The sequence below is a fragment of the Naumannella halotolerans genome, assembly GCF_004364645.1.
Classification (GTDB): Bacteria; Actinomycetota; Actinomycetes; order Propionibacteriales; family Propionibacteriaceae; genus Naumannella; species Naumannella halotolerans.
The window spans coordinates 1,937,547-1,952,919 of the sequence record NZ_SOAW01000001.1 but is presented as its reverse complement, the minus strand read 5'-3'; the positions used below and the strand labels follow the sequence as shown (position 1 = coordinate 1,952,919).

Below are 15,373 nucleotides of genomic sequence, written 5' to 3'. Positions count from 1 at the left end.
TCGCAGTGCAGGACCGGCTTCGCGGTGTCCGTCTTCGTCGGGTGTCGCGATCCCCGTCGGTGGCCGACGGGGATCGATGACTCCGGCCGATCAGCCCGCCGACCAGCCGGCGTCCATGCTGTGCGCCGCACCGGTGATCATCGCTGCCTCGTCGGAGGCCAGGAAGCGGACCAGCGCAGCGACCTCCTCGGGTTCGACCAGGCGCTTGATCGCAGACTTGGCGAGGAACACCTGATCGGTCACCTGCTCCTCGGTGATCCCACGGCTGCGCGCCTGGTCGGCGATCTGCGAGGTCACCAGGGCGGTCCCAACATAGCCGGGATTCACCGTGTTGGCGGTGATCCCGAACGGTCCGCCCTCCAGCGCCGTGGTCTTGGTCAGCCCCTGCAGACCGTGTTTGGCCGCGACATAGGCGCTCTTGAAGGCAGACGCCCGCAGCCCGTGCACCGAGGAGATGTTGATCACCCGTCCCCATCCCTGATGCTTCATGTACGGCAGCGCCGCCCGGGTCAGCAGGTAGGGGGTCTCCAGCATCACCCGCATGATCAGCCGCCACTCCTCGGGCGGGAACTCCTCGATCGGGTGGATCCGCTGGATCCCGGCGTTGTTGACCAGGATGTCGACCTCGAGCGAGAGATCGTCCAGTGCCTCGGTGTCGGACAGGTCGACCACCCAGGCCTCACCGCCGATCTCACCGGCCACGGCCTCGGCATGTTCGGCATCGCGGTCGGCGACGATCACCCGATTCCCGCCGACGGCCAGGGCCCGGGAGATGGCAGCTCCCAGACCCTGACCACCGCCGGTGACGAGTACCCGTCGGCTCACAGCGCGTCCTGCTGCTTGGCGCGCAGGTCGGCCCGGTAGTCGTCATCGGCCTTGTCCAGCTCGTGCAGGTCCAGGCCCTTGGTCTCCCGGTAGGCGATCACCGCGATCATGGTGATCACGCCACAGATCAGCAGATAGATCGCGATCGGGGTGGAGCTCTCGTACCGATTCAGCAGGGCGGTGGCGATGATCGGCGCCAGCGAGCCGGCGACGATCGCGGTCAGCTGGTAACCGATGGAGACTCCGGAGTAGCGCATCCGGGTGGGGAACATCTCGGCCATGATCGCAGGCTGTCCGGCATACATCAGCCCGTGGAACAACAGGCCGGCGACCAGGGCGATGCCGATGTAGAGATCCTGGCCGGTGTCGTAGAGCCGGTAGGCCCAGAAGCCCCAGGTCGCGGCCAGCACCGTACCGACGGCGTAGACCGGTTTGCGTCCGATCCGGTCGGTGAGTTTGCCGATCAGCGGTACGGCGATCGCGTGGAAGATGTGGCCGACCAACAGCAACCCGAGGACGTCGCTCTGCCCCAGATCGACCGAGAAGGTCAGGTAGGTGATGGTGAAGGTCACCAGCAGGTAGTAGAAGACGTTCTCCAGCAGGCGCAGGCCCATGGCGGTGAAGACCCCGCGGGGAAAGCGCTTGAAGACCTCGATCGCGCCGTAACCGGCACCACCTTCCTGGATCTCGGCCTTGGCAGCCTCGAAGATCGGTGCGTCGTTGACCTTGGTCCGGATGTAGTAGCCGACGATCACGATCACCACCGACAGCCAGAAGGCGATCCGCCAGCCCCAGGCCAGGAACTGTTCGCTGGTGAGGGTGGCGCTGAGGATGAACAGCACCGCCGTGGCGAGCAGGTTGCCCAGCGGCACCGCCGACTGCGGCCAGCTGGCCCAGAAGCCGCGTTGCTCCTTGGGTGAGTGCTCGGCCACGAGCAGCACCGCGCCGCCCCATTCGCCGCCGACGGCGAATCCCTGCAGCAGACGGAGGAAGATCAGGATCCCGATGGCCAGCGGGCCGATCGTGTCGTAGCTGGGGATGCACCCCATCAGGAAGGTGGCCGCGCCGACCAGGATGATGCTCAACTGCAGCAGCTTCTTCCGGCCGTATTTGTCGCCGAAGTGGCCGAAGACGATCCCGCCCAACGGGCGGGCGATGAAGCCGACCGCATAGGTGCCCAACGCGTACATGACGTTGACCAGCGGATTGTCGGACTCGGGGAAGAAGATGTGGCTGAAGACCAGGGTGGCGGCCGAGGCGTAGAGGAAGAACTCGTACCACTCGACGATCGTGCCGGCCATGGAGGCGGCGACCACACGGCGAAGCTGGGTCTGCTTCGACGGAGCGGCAGGGATTGTGCTCATCGTTGAGCTCCTTGTCAGTCTCGAAGGGAACTGCGAGCACACTATGGCTGATCGGGTCTGGGGATCAACGCACTCTCGGTGGCCAGCAATGCACGCCGGATGTGCATCGATGCACAGGGGTGGGGTGTGCAGCCTCCGAGCCCGGGAGCTGACGAGTAGCCTGCCTCCATGGTCGACATCCACACCCTGCGTGCCGCACCGAAGGTCGCTCTGCATGATCATCTCGACGGTGGGTTGCGGCCACAGTCGGTGATCGACCTGGCCGCCGAGGTCGGCCACGAACTGCCGGCCGCCGATGCCGAGTCCCTGGGCGACTGGTTCTTCGAAGCGGCCGACTCCGGGACCCTGGTGCGTTACCTGGAGACCTTCGACCACACGATCGCGGTGACTCGGACCGCCTCGGCGCTGCACCGCGTGGCCAAGGAGTTCGTCGAGGACCAGGCAGCCGACGGGGTGGTCTACGCCGAGGCCCGCTGGGCACCGGCGCAACATGTCGGGCCCGGCCTGGGGCTGGGCGAGGCGATCGAGGCGGTACGCGACGGGCTCGCCGAGGGGATGCAGACAGCCGCCGAGGCGGGCCACGACATCATCGCCCGGCAGATCATCACCGGGATGCGCCAGCACGTGGATGTGCTGGACATCGCCGACCTGGCGGTCCGTTATCGCGACGACTCGGTCGCCGGTTTCGACATCGCCGGCCCCGAGGACGGCTTCCCGCCGAGTCGCCACCAGCGTTCCTTCGACCGCCTGCGGGCGGCCAATGCCCGCTTCACCGTGCATGCCGGGGAGGCCCACGGGGTGCGCTCCATCTGGGAGGCGGTCCATCTGTGCGGGGCGCAGCGGATCGGCCACGGGGTACGGCTGGTCGACGACATCTCCGAGACGGCCGACGGGCTGCAACTCGGTCGGATGGCCGCCTACATCCGGGACCTTCGGATCCCGCTGGAGGTGTGCCCGTCGTCGAATCTGCAGACCGGGATCGCCCCCAGCATCGCCGAGCACCCGATCGACGTGCTGGTGCGGGCCGGGATGCGGGTGACGGTCAGTTGCGACAACCGGTTGATGAGCCGGACCTCGCTGAGCCGCGAGTTCTCCCTGCTCAGCGAGGCGTTCGGCTACGACCTCGACACCATCGAATGGATCACCCTGAACTCGGCCAAGTCGGCCTTCCTGCCCCATGATCAGCGACTCGCCCTGATCAACGAGGTGATCAAACCGGGTTATGCGCGGCTGCGTACCGCCGGCTGAGAGCTGTTCCGGCCGTGAGGTCGCCCGGTGGTGCCGATGAGCCCGATCGTCCTCCCTCCCGGGTTGCTCGCCCGATCGGTGCTCGGCGAGTCCTGGCAGACCTGGCTGGACGCCCTGCCCGCCCGGGCGGCCGCGGTGCTGGACGAGTGGGGGCTGCGTCGCGACGGGGAGCATGCCTGGCACGGCCATGCCTCCTTGGTGCTGCCGGTCCTCGACGACGGCCGGCCGGCGGTGCTGAAGCTGGCCTACGACGGGGACACCGAGAGCGTCGATGAGCCGTTGGCGCTGCGGACCTGGGACGGCGCCGGGGCGGTCCGGTTGCTACGCGCCGACCCGAGGCGAAGGGCGTTGCTGCTGGAGCGGTTGGAACGCACCGACCTGGCCGAGCGCTGGGATGTCGAGGCCTGTGAGCTGGTCGCCGGGCTGTACCGGCAGTTGCACGTACCGGCTTCACCCAGGTTCGGCGACCTCGCCGACTGGGTGAGCCCCGATCTCGACCGCCTCGCCCGGTTGCCGCGGTCGGCGCCGATTCCTCACCGCTACGTCGAACAGGCGGTCTCGACGGGGCGTTCCCTGCTGGCCGACCCGCCACCGGCCCGTCTGCTGCACGCCGACCTGCACTACGGGAACGTCCTCGCCGCGGACCGGGAGCCCTGGCTGGCGATCGACCCGAAGCCGGTCGCCGGTGACCCGCAGTTCGAGCCTGCGCCGATGTTGATCAACCGGATGCAGGAGCTGGGTACGGGAAGTCTGCTGCGGGAGGGCTTGCGCCAGCGCTTCCACACGCTGATCGATGCCGCCGGACTGGACGAGGAGCGGGCACGGGACTGGGTGATCGTCCGCATGATCATCAACGCCGGTTGGACCCTGGCCGATGCCGAACGTACCGGGCGAGGCCTGGATGCTGCCGATCGGTCCTGGATCACCCGCTGCATTACCGTCGCCAAGGCCGTCCAGGACTGACCCCCGTCGTATCGGTTCCGCAGTGGATGCAGTCATGGGGTCTCGATGGCTGCGTTTGCTGCGGAACCGATGGTGCAAGCGGTGTCGATCCGAGGGGCTGACGTCCGATCCGAGGGGTGACGACGGTTCGGCGGCCCCGGCTGGGATCGGTAGGCTGGGTGACCATGAGTTCTCATGTGCTGACCGCCGTGGCATGGCCCTATGCCAATGGTCCGCGCCACATCGGGCATGTGTCCGGTTTCGGCGTACCTGCTGATGTCTTCGCCCGCTACCAGCGAATGATCGGCAACCAGGTGCTGATGGTCTCCGGCACCGATGAACACGGAACTCCGATCCAGGTCCAGGCGGAGAAGGAGGGGCTGTCCACCCGCGAGCTGGCCGACAAGTACAACCGGGTGATCGTGGAGGACCTGGCCGGGCTCGGCCTGTCCTACGACCTGTTCACCCGTACCACCACGAACAACCACTACACCGTGGTGCAGAACATCTTCACCGCGCTGTACGAGAACGACTACGTGGTGGCGAAGACCTCCCTCGGTGCGGTCAGCCCGAGCACCGGCCGTACCCTGCCGGACCGCTACATCGAGGGCACCTGCCCGATCTGCGGGTACGAGGGGGCGCGCGGCGACCAGTGCGACAACTGCGGCAACCAGCTCGACCCGGCCGACCTGATCAATCCGGTCTCCCGGATCAACGGTGAGACTCCGGAGTTCGTGGAGACCGAACACTTCTTCCTCGACCTGCCGGCCTTCGCCGAGGCGCTCACCGCGTGGTTGAAGACCCGGAAGGACTGGCGGCCGAATGTGTTGAAGTTCTCCCAGAACTTCATCGACGACCTGAAGCCGCGGGCGATCACCCGCGATCTCGACTGGGGGGTTCCGGTCCCGCTGGAGGGCTGGCGCGACCAGCCGATGAAGCGGCTCTATGTGTGGTTCGACGCGGTGATCGGCTATCTCTCGGCCTCCATCGAATGGGCGCAGCGCAGCGGTGACCCCGACGCCTGGAAGCAGTGGTGGCAGGATCCCGAGGCGCTCGGGTTCTACTTCATGGGTAAGGACAACATCGTCTTCCACTCCGTGATCTGGCCGGCGCTGCTGCTGGGACACAACGGCAAGGGTGACCACGGCGGTACCGAGGGGGTCTACGGGCAGCTGGATCTTCCCGACGAGGTGGTCTCCAGCGAGTTCCTGACCATGAGCGGTGCGAAGTTCGCCACCAGCCGCGGTCTGGTGATCTACGTCCGCGACTTCCTGGCCGAGTTCGGGCCGGATGCCTTGCGGTACTACATCGCCGCCGCCGGTCCGGAGAACGCCGATGCCGACTTCACCTGGGAGGAGTTCGTCCGCCGGAACAACTCCGAACTCGCCAACGAGTGGGGGAACCTGGTCAACCGGTCGATCTCCATGGCGCACAAGAACAACGGCGAGATCCCGACCGCCGGCGAGCTGACCGAGGCCGACGACAGGCTGCTCACCGCCTCCCGGGCGGCCTTCGACACCGTCGGTGACCTCTTGGGCAAGCGGCGGTTCAAGAACGCCCTGGCCGAGGCGATGCGACTGGTCGGGCTGGCCAATGCCTACCTCTCCGAGACCGAGCCGTGGAAGCTCAAGGACGACCCGGCCCGCCGGGACACCGTGCTGCATGTCGCACTGCAGGTGGTGAGCGATGCGAACACCCTGCTGACCCCGTTCCTGCCCCATGCCGCGCAGAAGGTGTTCGAGGCGCTCGGCGGTGAAGGCGTCTGGGCCGCCCAGCCGCAGATCCGTACCGTCAGTCAGGACGACGGACCGGACTACCCGGTGCTGATGGGTGACTACGCCACCCAGCAGGCGGTCTGGGAGTCGCGCCCGATCGTCGCCGGAACCGTGTTGGACAAGCCGAAACCGCTGTTCGCGAAGCTGGATGCGGAGTTGGGGCGGACCGGACCGGAGTGGGCGCCGATCGGCTGATCGGCGCCTCGGCGGTCGAAGGACCCGGAAGGACGATGCCGGCATCCGGCATCACCTCCGGGTCCTTTCATGTCTGCCCGCGTTGAGTTCTGTTCGGATTCGCCAGCTCGTCAATTCAATTGAAAGAGGAACTATCGATGAATTCGGATAAAGGCTGAGACGTTCTTCCTAATTTCTTGTGGGATTCTCTGATCTGTGGTTAGCATCCTCGCAATCGGTACGCGTGCTCGCGGTGTGAGCAATCGTCACCGAGGACATTTCAGTTCGTTGACGACAGGAAATTCATCATGCCCCCACCACCCCCAAGCTGCCCTTGCCCTCGATCAGTTCCCGCACAGCGGGCCGCCTCGCTGCGATCGTGGCCGCAGGATGTCTGGCCGTCGGCATGTCCGGCATGACCACTGCCCATGCAGACGACACCTCGGTCGGCGCAGCCGTCGGCGTGAGCGCCAGCGAGGTCAGGTCCGTGCTGAGCACCATCGAGGACGCAGAACTGCGCGCCGATGCCACCGAACTGTTGGCCAAGGCCACCAGGACCGCGGCCAGCAGCAAGCAGGTCAGTGCCGCCTCGAAGTCCCGGTTCAGCGCATCCTCGCCGTTCACCGGCGACGGGGAGTGGGCGCCGAGCCATGACGAGGAACTCGCGATCATTCCGATCTGCGCCGGACCGGTCGGATTCCTCAAATGGCTCATTCCCAACTTTGCCGACCACGGCCGGGACCTCTCGAAGTTCGTCGAGGGCAACTTCGAACTGCTCGTGGCCATCCTCAACGGCAGCGCCCAGCCATGGCGTGTCCTGGAATTGATCCTCAAGCCGTTCCTGCAGATTCCGGTCTACGCCGTGAATGACACGCTGTTCCACATCCCCGCCACCTTGCGCGACATTCTCGGTTTCTGCGCGTCTGTGCGGGACTGAACCGTGCCGGGTGGACAGTGCGATCCATCCGGGCAGCATCCGATCCGCCGCCGCAGCCCGTTGGGTGCGGCGGCCGGTGCTGCGCTGGGGTGGATCGGTTACGAGACGCCGGCCCGGGCCGATCAGGTGCTGCCCGGTTTCCCCGACGTGTCACTGCGTCGGGACCGGTACCGCAACTGGGACCAGACCATTTCGGTCTCCTCGGTGTGGACTGCGGTGCCGACCAAACGCTCGGAGATCCTGGTGGTGTGCGACTGGGCAGTCGAACACGACTACCGGGTCAGGGTGAGGGGGCATCAGCACTCCTGGGCACCGTGGACGATTACCGACGACCAGGAGCAGGCCGAGCAGGTCGTCCTGCTGGACCTGCGGGACCGGTTCACCGATGTCGCCATGATCGCCGACGACCGGGTGCGGGTACAGGCCGGGGCGACGGTGGAGTCCCTGCTCGCCCACCTGGACGATCATGACCGGGGGATTGCGGCCTGTCCGGCTCCGGGACAGATCACGGTCGCCGGTGCGGTGGCGATCAACGGCCACGGCACCGCCGTACCCGCGGACGGTGAGGAACGGTCGCCGGGGATGAGGTTCGGCAGCATGTCCAACCTGATCGTGGCCGTGACCGTGGTCACCTGGGACGAGGTCAAGGGCGGATTCGGCATCACCGAGCTGGAACGGGACTCCGCCGAGATCGCGCCGTACCTGACCCTGTTGGGGCGCGGTGTGATCATCGACCTGACGCTTCAGGCCGGCGCGAAGGAACACTTCCACTGCCGCAACCGCACCGACATCGGCGTCTCCACGCTGTTCGCCCATCCTGACAAGGCGGGTTCGGACTCCCTGGCCGCACTGGTCGACCGGTACGGGCGGGTCGGGCTGATCTGATACGCCTTCACCAAGCGGGCGTGGGTCCAGACCTGGGAGGTGAAGGACGAACGCCCGCGCGGTGCGATCCCGCGGTTCAGCCCGTACAACTACGTGTTCGCCGACAACCTGCCGGATCCGATCCCGCAGATGATCGGCGAGATCGCCTCGGGCAACGCCGCCCTCGCGCCGAGCTTCTGCAACACCATGTTGGCGGTCACCGACACCGGTCTGACCGTCGGCGGAAACCGCAGCATGTGGGTGCGTCGAACAACTTCCTGAACTGGGTACGTCCGACCACGCTGCGGGTCACGGCAGGCAGCCACGGGGTACTGGTGGAACGGGCACGACTGCAGCAGGTCGTCCACGGCTTCACCGAGTTCTACGCCGGGCTGCTGGCCGAGTACCGCTCACAGCGTCGATATCCGATCAACTCGGGGATGCAGATCAGGATCACCGGTACCGATGATCCTTCCGAGGTCGACGTGGATGCCGCGGTCGTCCCGGCGTTCTCGGCGGCGGCGCCCGATCCCGATCATCCCGAACGGGACACGATCGTCTGGATGGACACGCTGTCCCTGCCCGAAACACCTCACCTCGCGTCGTTCTTCACCGAACTCGATCGATGGTTCGCCGCCATCGACCCGGCCGAGGCGACGGTGCGGGTGGAGTGGTCGAAACGGTGGGGCTATGCCGACGGCGTGGCCTGGCGGAGTTCGGAGCACCTGGCGCAGACGAAGGCCAGTCTGCCCGGCTGGGACGCAGCAGTGGAGGTGCTTCACCGACACGAGCCGCACAAGGTGTTCGTCACCGATCTGCACGAGTTGCTGGGCATCGACTGAGCGATCCGGGCAGTCGTACTCGCTACGTCCCGGCCGGATCGGTGTCGCCGAGGAGTCTCGCGCCGAGCGCACCGGTCCGCCCCGGCCTAGGCTGATGCCGTGGAGAAACAGGTTCCGGCCATCGTCGTGGTCAGCTCGGCCAACGCCGAGGCACTGCAGCAGACGTTCCTCCGGTACGCGGCCGAGTACCGGGTGGAGACCGCCCACGGGCTCGCCGAGTCGCTGGGCCTGATCCAGCGGTTGCTGGCCGGGCAGACACCGATCGCCATGGTGGTCGCCGAGCATTCCCTGCCCGATGCCGGCGGCCTGGTCACCCTGGACTGCCTGCGGGCACTGAGCCCGACCTCCAAACGGGTGCTGATGGCCAGCTGGGATGACTGGTCGCTCGCCCGGGAGGAACTCGGCGAGGCGAAGGCCACCGGTCGGATCGACCTGGGCGCGGTGATTCCCCGGGGACCCCGGGACGAGGAATTGCATGCATCCTTCACCGACCTGTTGTCGGACTGGGGCTGGACCTCGGGATCCCCGATCGTGGCGATGGTGAAGGTGATCACGCCGGGGCCCGACCCGGAGGTGAACCGGATCGCCGACTTCCTCGACCGGCAGGGAATCCCGCACCACCGATTCGCCCCCGATTCGCCCCACGCCGCCGAGGTGTTCGACGAGCTCGGGGTCGATCCGGAGCAGGCCGAGTACCCCCTGGTGAAGATCCAGTCGATGCCGGTGATGGTGCGTCCGACCCTGTCCGAACTCGCCGCCCCGATGCAGCAGCCGGGTCGATTCGAGTCGGAGGTGTTCGATCTGGTGATCGTCGGTGCGGGGCAGGCAGGGCTCGGGGCGGCGGTCTACGGCGCCTCCGAGGGGCTGAGTACCGCGGTCGTCGATGCCGATGCGATCGGCGGCCAGGCCGGCAGCAGTTCCATGATCAGGAACTATCTGGGGTTCCCCAACGGGATCTCGGGGATGCGGCTGACCCAGCGCGCACGTTTCCAGGCCGGCCGTTTCGGCGCCCTGCTGCAGGCAGCGATGCCGGTGAAGCGGCTCGAGCTCGGCGACCCGCGTACCGACGGCCATGTCCTGCACACCCCGCGGGGTGAGGTACGTGCCCGGAGCATCGTCATCGCCACCGGTGTGAAGTACCGGCGGTTGGGGGTGGACTCGATCGAGGAACTGGTCGGCCTCGGCGTCAACTACGGCGCCGCGGCCAGCGCCGCGCGCGACTGCGTGGGTTGTGACGCCTACGTCGTCGGCGGCGGCAATTCTGCTGGCCAGGCGGCCATGCACGTCTCCCGTTTCGCCCGGTCGGTGACCATCCTGATCCGCCGAGCCGACCTGCGCGAGACCATGTCGGACTACCTGATCAGGGAGATCGCGGCGAATCCGCGGATCACCGTCCGGGCCAATTCGGAGGTGGTCGACGGTGGTGGCAACGGACGGTTGGAGTGGCTGAAGCTGCGCAACAACCTGACCGGGGCCCAGGAGAAGGTCGGGGCCGGGGCGCTGTTCCTGCTGCTGGGTGCCAACCCGCACTGTGACTGGCTGCCCGCCGAGATCCAGCGCGATGAACACGGATTCGTCCACACCGGGAACGACGTCGCCAAGGAGTACTGGATCGACGGGGTGCCACCGGAGGCGCTGACCACCTCGGTACCCGGAGTCTTCGCCGCCGGCGATGTCCGGGCAGGGTCGATGAAGCGCGTCGCCGCCGCCAGCGGCGAGGGATCGGCCGTCGTGCCGTTGGTGCATCGGTACCTGGCATCGCTGGCCGACTGATCACTGTCCGGTACGGGTGATCGCCGCGCGCAGGGCAGGCATGATGGCCGTATGAGTGAAACAGCCGCACCCGACTCCTTCGACCCCCGCCAACTCCTGGCCGAGACCACTTTGGGCATCCTCGCCACCATCAAGGCCAGCGGGATGCCGCAGTTGTCACCGGTGAGCCAGTTCTACTACCGCGACACCGACACCGTCGAGGTCTCGATCACCGCCGATCGGGCCAAGGGCCGCAACCTCGCCCGGGACCCGCGGGCAGCGATCGAGGTGACCGGTCCCGACGGCTACAGCTGGGCGACCGCGGAGGGTCCGGTGACCCTGCACGGCCCTGCCGAGTCCGCCGACGACCCCGCCGTCGAGGCGCTGGTGGACTACTACCGCAAGGCGTCGGGGGAGCATCCGGACTGGGACGAGTACCGGCAGGTGATGGTCGACGAACGTCGGGTACTGATGGTCATGCAGGTGGCACGGGTCTACGGCCGCAAGCTCCGCTGATCCGCCCGCGAGCGCGCGCACTGGGGTGAGTGCGTCCGATCAGGGAGCAGGCCAGATCAAGGCCCCGGAGTCGTCGTACAACGTCGGCACCACCGACGGGTCGAACAGTTGCTCGGCCTCGGCATCACTGAGCGGTGTGTTCACCAGGCCGTAGTCGATCAACATCTGGTTGATGGCGGCGATGTTGCTCGGATCGATCTCCCCGAGCGGACCCTCGGCGGTCTCCCGGATGACCTCCACCTCGGACTGCCAGACCGACAGGTTGTGCTCGGTGTCGTAACCGGCCTCGGCCACGTCGGCGGCATAGCCGACACATTCCTCGGCATTCACCGCGCAGTGGTCGAAGGCCCGGAAGGTGGCCCGCAGGAAATCCTCGGTGGCGCTCGGGTTGGCATCGGCGAAAGCGGGATTCACCGCCAGGGCGCCCAGGGAGGAGGGAACACCGTAGTCGTAGGGACGCCAGACCGTCGGCGGGGTACCCGCGGCAGCCAGCTGGTTCGGCTCGTTGGACAAGAACCCGGTCAGCGACTGCACCTGTCCGCGCGGCAGCACACTCGGGTCGAATCCGACCGTGACCTGGGTCAGGGAGTCCACATCGACCCCGGCACTGTCCAACATCGCCAACACGGTGGTCGGCATCGAACCCTTGTGCCCCAAGGTCGTACCGTCCAGCTGCGGCAACTCGGTGATCTGCGGCATCGTCATCAAGATCTCCAGGCCGGCATCGGAGTAGGAGGAGATGCCGCGGATCTGCACACCGTTGTCGTGGAACAGCAACAGGTCCTGCTGGCTGACGGCGCTGAACTGGACCGTGTTCGCCGCCAGCACCTGCGCGTTCGTACCGGTGTCACCGTTGCCCGGCTCGATGGTCACGTCCAGGCACAGGGCGTCGTAATAACCCAGCGCCTCGGCCGAGATCACTTCCAGGATCGACGCCGAGGACTGGTACTGGTACCCCGTCAGGTAGGTGATCTCCCCGGCCGCCTCGTTCTGCGCACACCGTTTGGCGGAGATGGCGCTGCCGCGCCCGGTGTCGGTCTCCTGCGTCCCACCGGTGCACCCGGTCAGGATCAAGGCAGCGGCCAGAGCCCCCACGAGTGCCTTCGGAAGGGACCTGCGCACGTTCTGGTACTCCGTTCGATCAGACATCTCCCGCCACCGTGGCCCGGTGCCACCGCAGCACCCACCGCTCGATCACCGTGACGAACAACAGCAGCAATGATCCCATCACCGCCAACACTCCGATGGCCGCCCAGACAACCGCGAGACGATTCGACGAACTGGCCACGCTGATCACGGTGCCGAGCCCGTCGGCGGCACCGGGGGCAGACATCTCCGCGACCACGGCGCCGATGATCGACAGTGGGAAGACGATCTTCAGTGCCGTCAGCAGGTTCGGCAGCGCGGTCGGCAGGCGGAGGTGAACGAGGACCTCGGTGCGAGAGGCACGGATCACGGTGTAGAACTGCATCACCTCCACGGGCACCGAACGCAGACCGGCGGCGACGTTGATCAACACCGGGAAGAAGACGATCAAGGCGGTGACGATCAGCTTCGGGGCGGGACCGAATCCGAAGGCGACCACCAGTGCGGGTGCGATCGCGACCAGCGGGGTCACGTTCAGGATCACCGCCAGCGGCAGGATCGCGCGCCGGAGGATCCGGGACTCACTGATCGCGATCGCCGCGACCATCGCCACGACCGTACCGATCGCCAACCCGAGCAACGCCTCGTACAAGGTGATCGCGGCATTGGTGAGATAGAAGTCCCAGTCCTCGACCAGAGTCTCCGCGACCCGCTGCAACGGTGGCAGCAGGTACGGCATGGTCCGCGATCCCCATTGCCAGGCCAGGCCGAGAACGATCAGCAACAGAGCCAGCGGACCCCACATCGCCGGATGCCAGATCCGGCGCAGCCGGTGGCTCATCGTGGTGCCTCCGGCGCCTCGGTGCCCCGGGCGCTCTCGCGCCATGCCGATTGCAGTCGCGAACGCAGCAGATCCTCGTAGTGGTGGAACCGGGCGGACTGCAGCTGTTCACCGTTGCGAGGGTGGTCCAGATCGATGTCGATCCGGTCGATGATCCTGCCCGGGGCCATCACCACCACCGAATCCGACAGCCGTACCGCTTCGGTCACCGAGTGGGTGACGAAGATCACCGTGGTGGAGAACTCGGCCCAGATGCTCAGCAGCTGGCCCTGCAGGCTTTCGCGGGTGAACTCGTCCAGGGCCGAGAACGGTTCGTCCATCAGCAGCACCGCCGGTTGCAGTGCGAAGGCCCGGACCACTGCGACCCGCTGCTGCATCCCGCCGGACAGTTCGTGGGGGAGGAGCTTCTCGGTGCCGGCCAGACCGGCTGCGCGCAGCAGCTCGGTGACGTCGAGGTCACCGGACTTCGGCACCGTGGACAACTCCGCTCGACGGCGGGCCGCCGCCGGATTCAGTCGCAGTGGCAGCGCGATGTTGGACCCGACGTCCAGCCAGGGCAGCAGGGCGGGGCGCTGCGGTACGAGGCCGAGCAGCTTGGCCTCCCCGGCCTCGGCAGGACCGAGACCGAAAACCTCGACGGCACCTCGGTCGGGTCGTTCCAATCCCGCCGCCATGCGCAGCAGGGTCGACTTCCCGCAGCCACTGGGGCCGATGATGCTGACGAACTCTCCGCGTCCGATGTCCAGGCCGACGTCGGCCAGCGCCGTGACCGGCCGTTCACCGTCGGAGTAGGTCTTGGACACATGGGTGACCCGGACAGCGGTCGGCCGGTCGTGCGCGGCAGACACAGGCGGCTCCTGGACGAGGTGACCCGGCGAATCGAGCTCGCCCGGCGGGTGTGACGGATTCTGGCAAGGGCCACCGTACCCAGCCCGGCGGTGAACGGTGGGTCGTGGTGTCGACCGTGGCGCAATGGTGACCTGTGAACGCGCCGCCGATCCGGTTGCGGGAGTTGATCAGGCCCTGGTACGGCGGTGCTGAGCCGGTCGCCTGGACCCGGTGCGTCCGCTGCCCGCCCGCTTCGTCCCGGTCTGCTTGGAACCGGTGCGTCTGGAACCGGTGCGTTTGGAACCGGTGCGGTGGGGACGAGGGGGCGGACTCGGCTGCGGTCGCTGGGTGAGCAAGGCGGCGACGACGGGCGGAACCACCAACACAGCGAGCAGGATGATGACCTGTCCGACCGAGCGCACGGTCTCGTCCGCACGCTGATCGGGGAGCAGGCCGACGGCGCTGGCGCCGATCAGTGCAGCGATCACCAGCAATCCGGTAGGAAACGCGATCAGCAACCAGCGAGCTCCCTGCCGACACACCAAGGGCAGCAGGATCATGACTGCACAGCCGCAGAGGAAGCCGATCATGATCGCCGAGAACTGAGCCTGGGTGAGGCCGAACAGGTTGACGCCCTGATTCTCCTCCCGCGGGACGATCCGGGAGGCGAGCAGCGGCCCCGCCGCCGGCGACCACCAGGCGAGGCAGAGGATCACTGCGCGCAGGGAACGAGTCGGCACCGGAAGAGGGTACGCGAGGAACAGGGCAGTCGCACTGCGGTCAGTGGCGGCCAGCCTCGAGCAGTCGGCGGGCCCGGTTCATCGTCAGCGGGCGGAACCCGGCTTCGAGCGCGCACCGTTTCCGCCTGCTCTCCGCGTGCCACAGGGAGAGCCCGCGGCGGATCAGCACATGCGGAGGTTTGCGTCGCTCGGCCAGATCACGGACGAGCCGGCGAATCGCGTTCAGCGTCCGCGGCCGGTCCAGCCAGATCGGGGTGATCTGCAGACCGGCGGTACGCATCGGGGCCAATGCCTCGGGGGCGAAGACCCCCTCGGCGACGATCACACCCGAATCGTTCGACTCGATCCGCTTGCTGCCGGTGCGGCGGCTGCTGCTGATCGAGTAGACCGGCACCGTGGCCGACCCGGTTGCCACCAATTCCTGCAGGGCGACGATGGCCGCCTCGCAGTTCCAACTCCGCGAGTCGTCCCAGTCGACGATCGGCTCCTCACCGATGGTGATCATCGGCAGCCCCGGATGATCCAGATCGAAGTAGAAGTCGTCCAGCGCGAGATGGGTTGCTCCGGACAGCCTCGCCAGCCGCGATTTTCCGCTGCCCGAGGGGCCGGCCACCAGGACGATCATCCCGAAACCTCGTC

14 protein-coding genes and 1 pseudogene are annotated in these 15,373 nt (G+C 67.2%); 8 read left to right on the top strand and 7 right to left on the bottom strand.

The annotated features are described in order from the left end of the window. Positions 1–90: 90 nt before the first annotated feature. Together CLV29_RS09060 and CLV29_RS09055 are read right to left on the bottom strand one after the other, a co-directional pair. On the bottom strand, positions 91–825 hold the full coding sequence (locus CLV29_RS09060) for a 3-hydroxybutyrate dehydrogenase (protein ID WP_133754579.1): 735 nt from the start codon (positions 823–825) through the stop codon (positions 91–93). Then, positions 822–2,189 (bottom strand): MFS transporter, encoded by a 1,368-nt coding sequence (locus CLV29_RS09055; protein ID WP_243831807.1) that lies wholly within the window; start codon positions 2,187–2,189, stop codon positions 822–824. Before CLV29_RS09055 ends, CLV29_RS09060 begins: the two co-directional genes overlap by 4 nt. A gap of 168 nt (positions 2,190–2,357) precedes the next feature. On the opposite strand from CLV29_RS09055, the gene CLV29_RS09050 reads away from it, so the two are divergent. The 8 genes and pseudogenes from CLV29_RS09050 (at position 2,358) to CLV29_RS09015 (ending at position 11,239) form a co-directional block, all read left to right on the top strand. Beyond that, positions 2,358–3,437 (top strand): adenosine deaminase, encoded by a 1,080-nt coding sequence (locus tag CLV29_RS09050; protein WP_133754578.1) that lies wholly within the window; start codon positions 2,358–2,360, stop codon positions 3,435–3,437. Positions 3,438–3,473: 36 nt separating this feature from the next. After that, positions 3,474–4,400, top strand: a complete 927-nt coding sequence (locus CLV29_RS09045; protein WP_133754577.1) for an aminoglycoside phosphotransferase family protein — start codon at positions 3,474–3,476, stop codon at positions 4,398–4,400. Positions 4,401–4,564: 164 nt separating this feature from the next. After that, positions 4,565–6,349, top strand: a complete 1,785-nt coding sequence (metG, locus tag CLV29_RS09040; protein ID WP_133754576.1) for a methionine--tRNA ligase — start codon at positions 4,565–4,567, stop codon at positions 6,347–6,349. Positions 6,350–6,707: 358 nt separating this feature from the next. Next, positions 6,708–7,265 carry a hypothetical protein gene (locus CLV29_RS09035; RefSeq protein WP_133754575.1) on the top strand — a complete coding sequence of 186 codons (558 nt, stop codon included), beginning with the start codon at positions 6,708–6,710 and terminating at the stop codon, positions 7,263–7,265. A 3-nt stretch (positions 7,266–7,268) separates the two neighbouring features. Then, on the top strand, positions 7,269–8,150 hold the full coding sequence (locus CLV29_RS09030) for an FAD-binding protein (protein ID WP_133754574.1): 882 nt from the start codon (positions 7,269–7,271) through the stop codon (positions 8,148–8,150). Positions 8,151–8,189: 39 nt separating this feature from the next. Beyond that, positions 8,190–8,971: pseudogene (locus CLV29_RS09025) on the top strand (cholesterol oxidase substrate-binding domain-containing protein). Between the two features lie 99 nt (positions 8,972–9,070). After that, positions 9,071–10,744: an NAD(P)/FAD-dependent oxidoreductase gene (locus tag CLV29_RS09020; protein ID WP_133754572.1), complete on the top strand. Its 1,674-nt coding sequence runs from the start codon at positions 9,071–9,073 to the stop codon at positions 10,742–10,744. Between the two features lie 51 nt (positions 10,745–10,795). Next, positions 10,796–11,239 (top strand): PPOX class F420-dependent oxidoreductase, encoded by a 444-nt coding sequence (locus tag CLV29_RS09015; protein WP_133754571.1) that lies wholly within the window; start codon positions 10,796–10,798, stop codon positions 11,237–11,239. Positions 11,240–11,278: 39 nt separating this feature from the next. Here the strand turns inward: CLV29_RS09015 and CLV29_RS09010 are convergent, their stop codons facing one another. The 5 genes from CLV29_RS09010 to CLV29_RS08990 form a co-directional block, all read right to left on the bottom strand. Continuing rightward, the gene (locus CLV29_RS09010) at positions 11,279–12,388 is read right to left on the bottom strand and encodes an ABC transporter substrate-binding protein (RefSeq protein WP_133754570.1); all 1,110 of its coding nucleotides are present in this window, start codon (positions 12,386–12,388) and stop codon (positions 11,279–11,281) included. After that, positions 12,381–13,166, bottom strand: a complete 786-nt coding sequence (locus CLV29_RS09005) for an ABC transporter permease (RefSeq protein ID WP_243831806.1) — start codon at positions 13,164–13,166, stop codon at positions 12,381–12,383. The genes CLV29_RS09010 and CLV29_RS09005 overlap by 8 nt, the downstream gene beginning before the upstream one ends. Continuing rightward, on the bottom strand, positions 13,163–14,014 hold the full coding sequence (locus tag CLV29_RS09000; RefSeq protein WP_133754568.1) for an ABC transporter ATP-binding protein: 852 nt from the start codon (positions 14,012–14,014) through the stop codon (positions 13,163–13,165). Before CLV29_RS09000 ends, CLV29_RS09005 begins: the two co-directional genes overlap by 4 nt. A 168-nt stretch (positions 14,015–14,182) precedes the next feature. Continuing rightward, positions 14,183–14,734, bottom strand: coding sequence for a hypothetical protein (locus CLV29_RS08995; RefSeq protein WP_133754567.1), 552 nt, complete (start codon positions 14,732–14,734; stop codon positions 14,183–14,185). 40 nt (positions 14,735–14,774) lie between these two features. Continuing rightward, positions 14,775–15,359 carry a uridine kinase family protein gene (locus CLV29_RS08990; RefSeq protein ID WP_133754566.1) on the bottom strand — a complete coding sequence of 195 codons (585 nt, stop codon included), beginning with the start codon at positions 15,357–15,359 and terminating at the stop codon, positions 14,775–14,777. Positions 15,360–15,373 lie beyond the last annotated feature (14 nt).

Coding starts and splice junctions, on each gene's coding strand:
- CLV29_RS09050 (WP_133754578.1), top strand. CDS start 2,358: ATGGTCGACATCCACACCCTGCGTGCCGCACCGAAGGTCGCTCTGCAT.
- CLV29_RS08990 (WP_133754566.1), bottom strand. CDS start 15,359: ATGATCGTCCTGGTGGCCGGCCCCTCGGGCAGCGGAAAATCGCGGCTG.
- CLV29_RS09015 (WP_133754571.1), top strand. CDS start 10,796: ATGAGTGAAACAGCCGCACCCGACTCCTTCGACCCCCGCCAACTCCTG.
- CLV29_RS09010 (WP_133754570.1), bottom strand. CDS start 12,388: ATGTCTGATCGAACGGAGTACCAGAACGTGCGCAGGTCCCTTCCGAAG.
- metG (WP_133754576.1), top strand. CDS start 4,565: ATGAGTTCTCATGTGCTGACCGCCGTGGCATGGCCCTATGCCAATGGT.
- CLV29_RS09055 (WP_243831807.1), bottom strand. CDS start 2,189: ATGAGCACAATCCCTGCCGCTCCGTCGAAGCAGACCCAGCTTCGCCGT.
- CLV29_RS09005 (WP_243831806.1), bottom strand. CDS start 13,166: ATGAGCCACCGGCTGCGCCGGATCTGGCATCCGGCGATGTGGGGTCCG.
- CLV29_RS09045 (WP_133754577.1), top strand. CDS start 3,474: ATGAGCCCGATCGTCCTCCCTCCCGGGTTGCTCGCCCGATCGGTGCTC.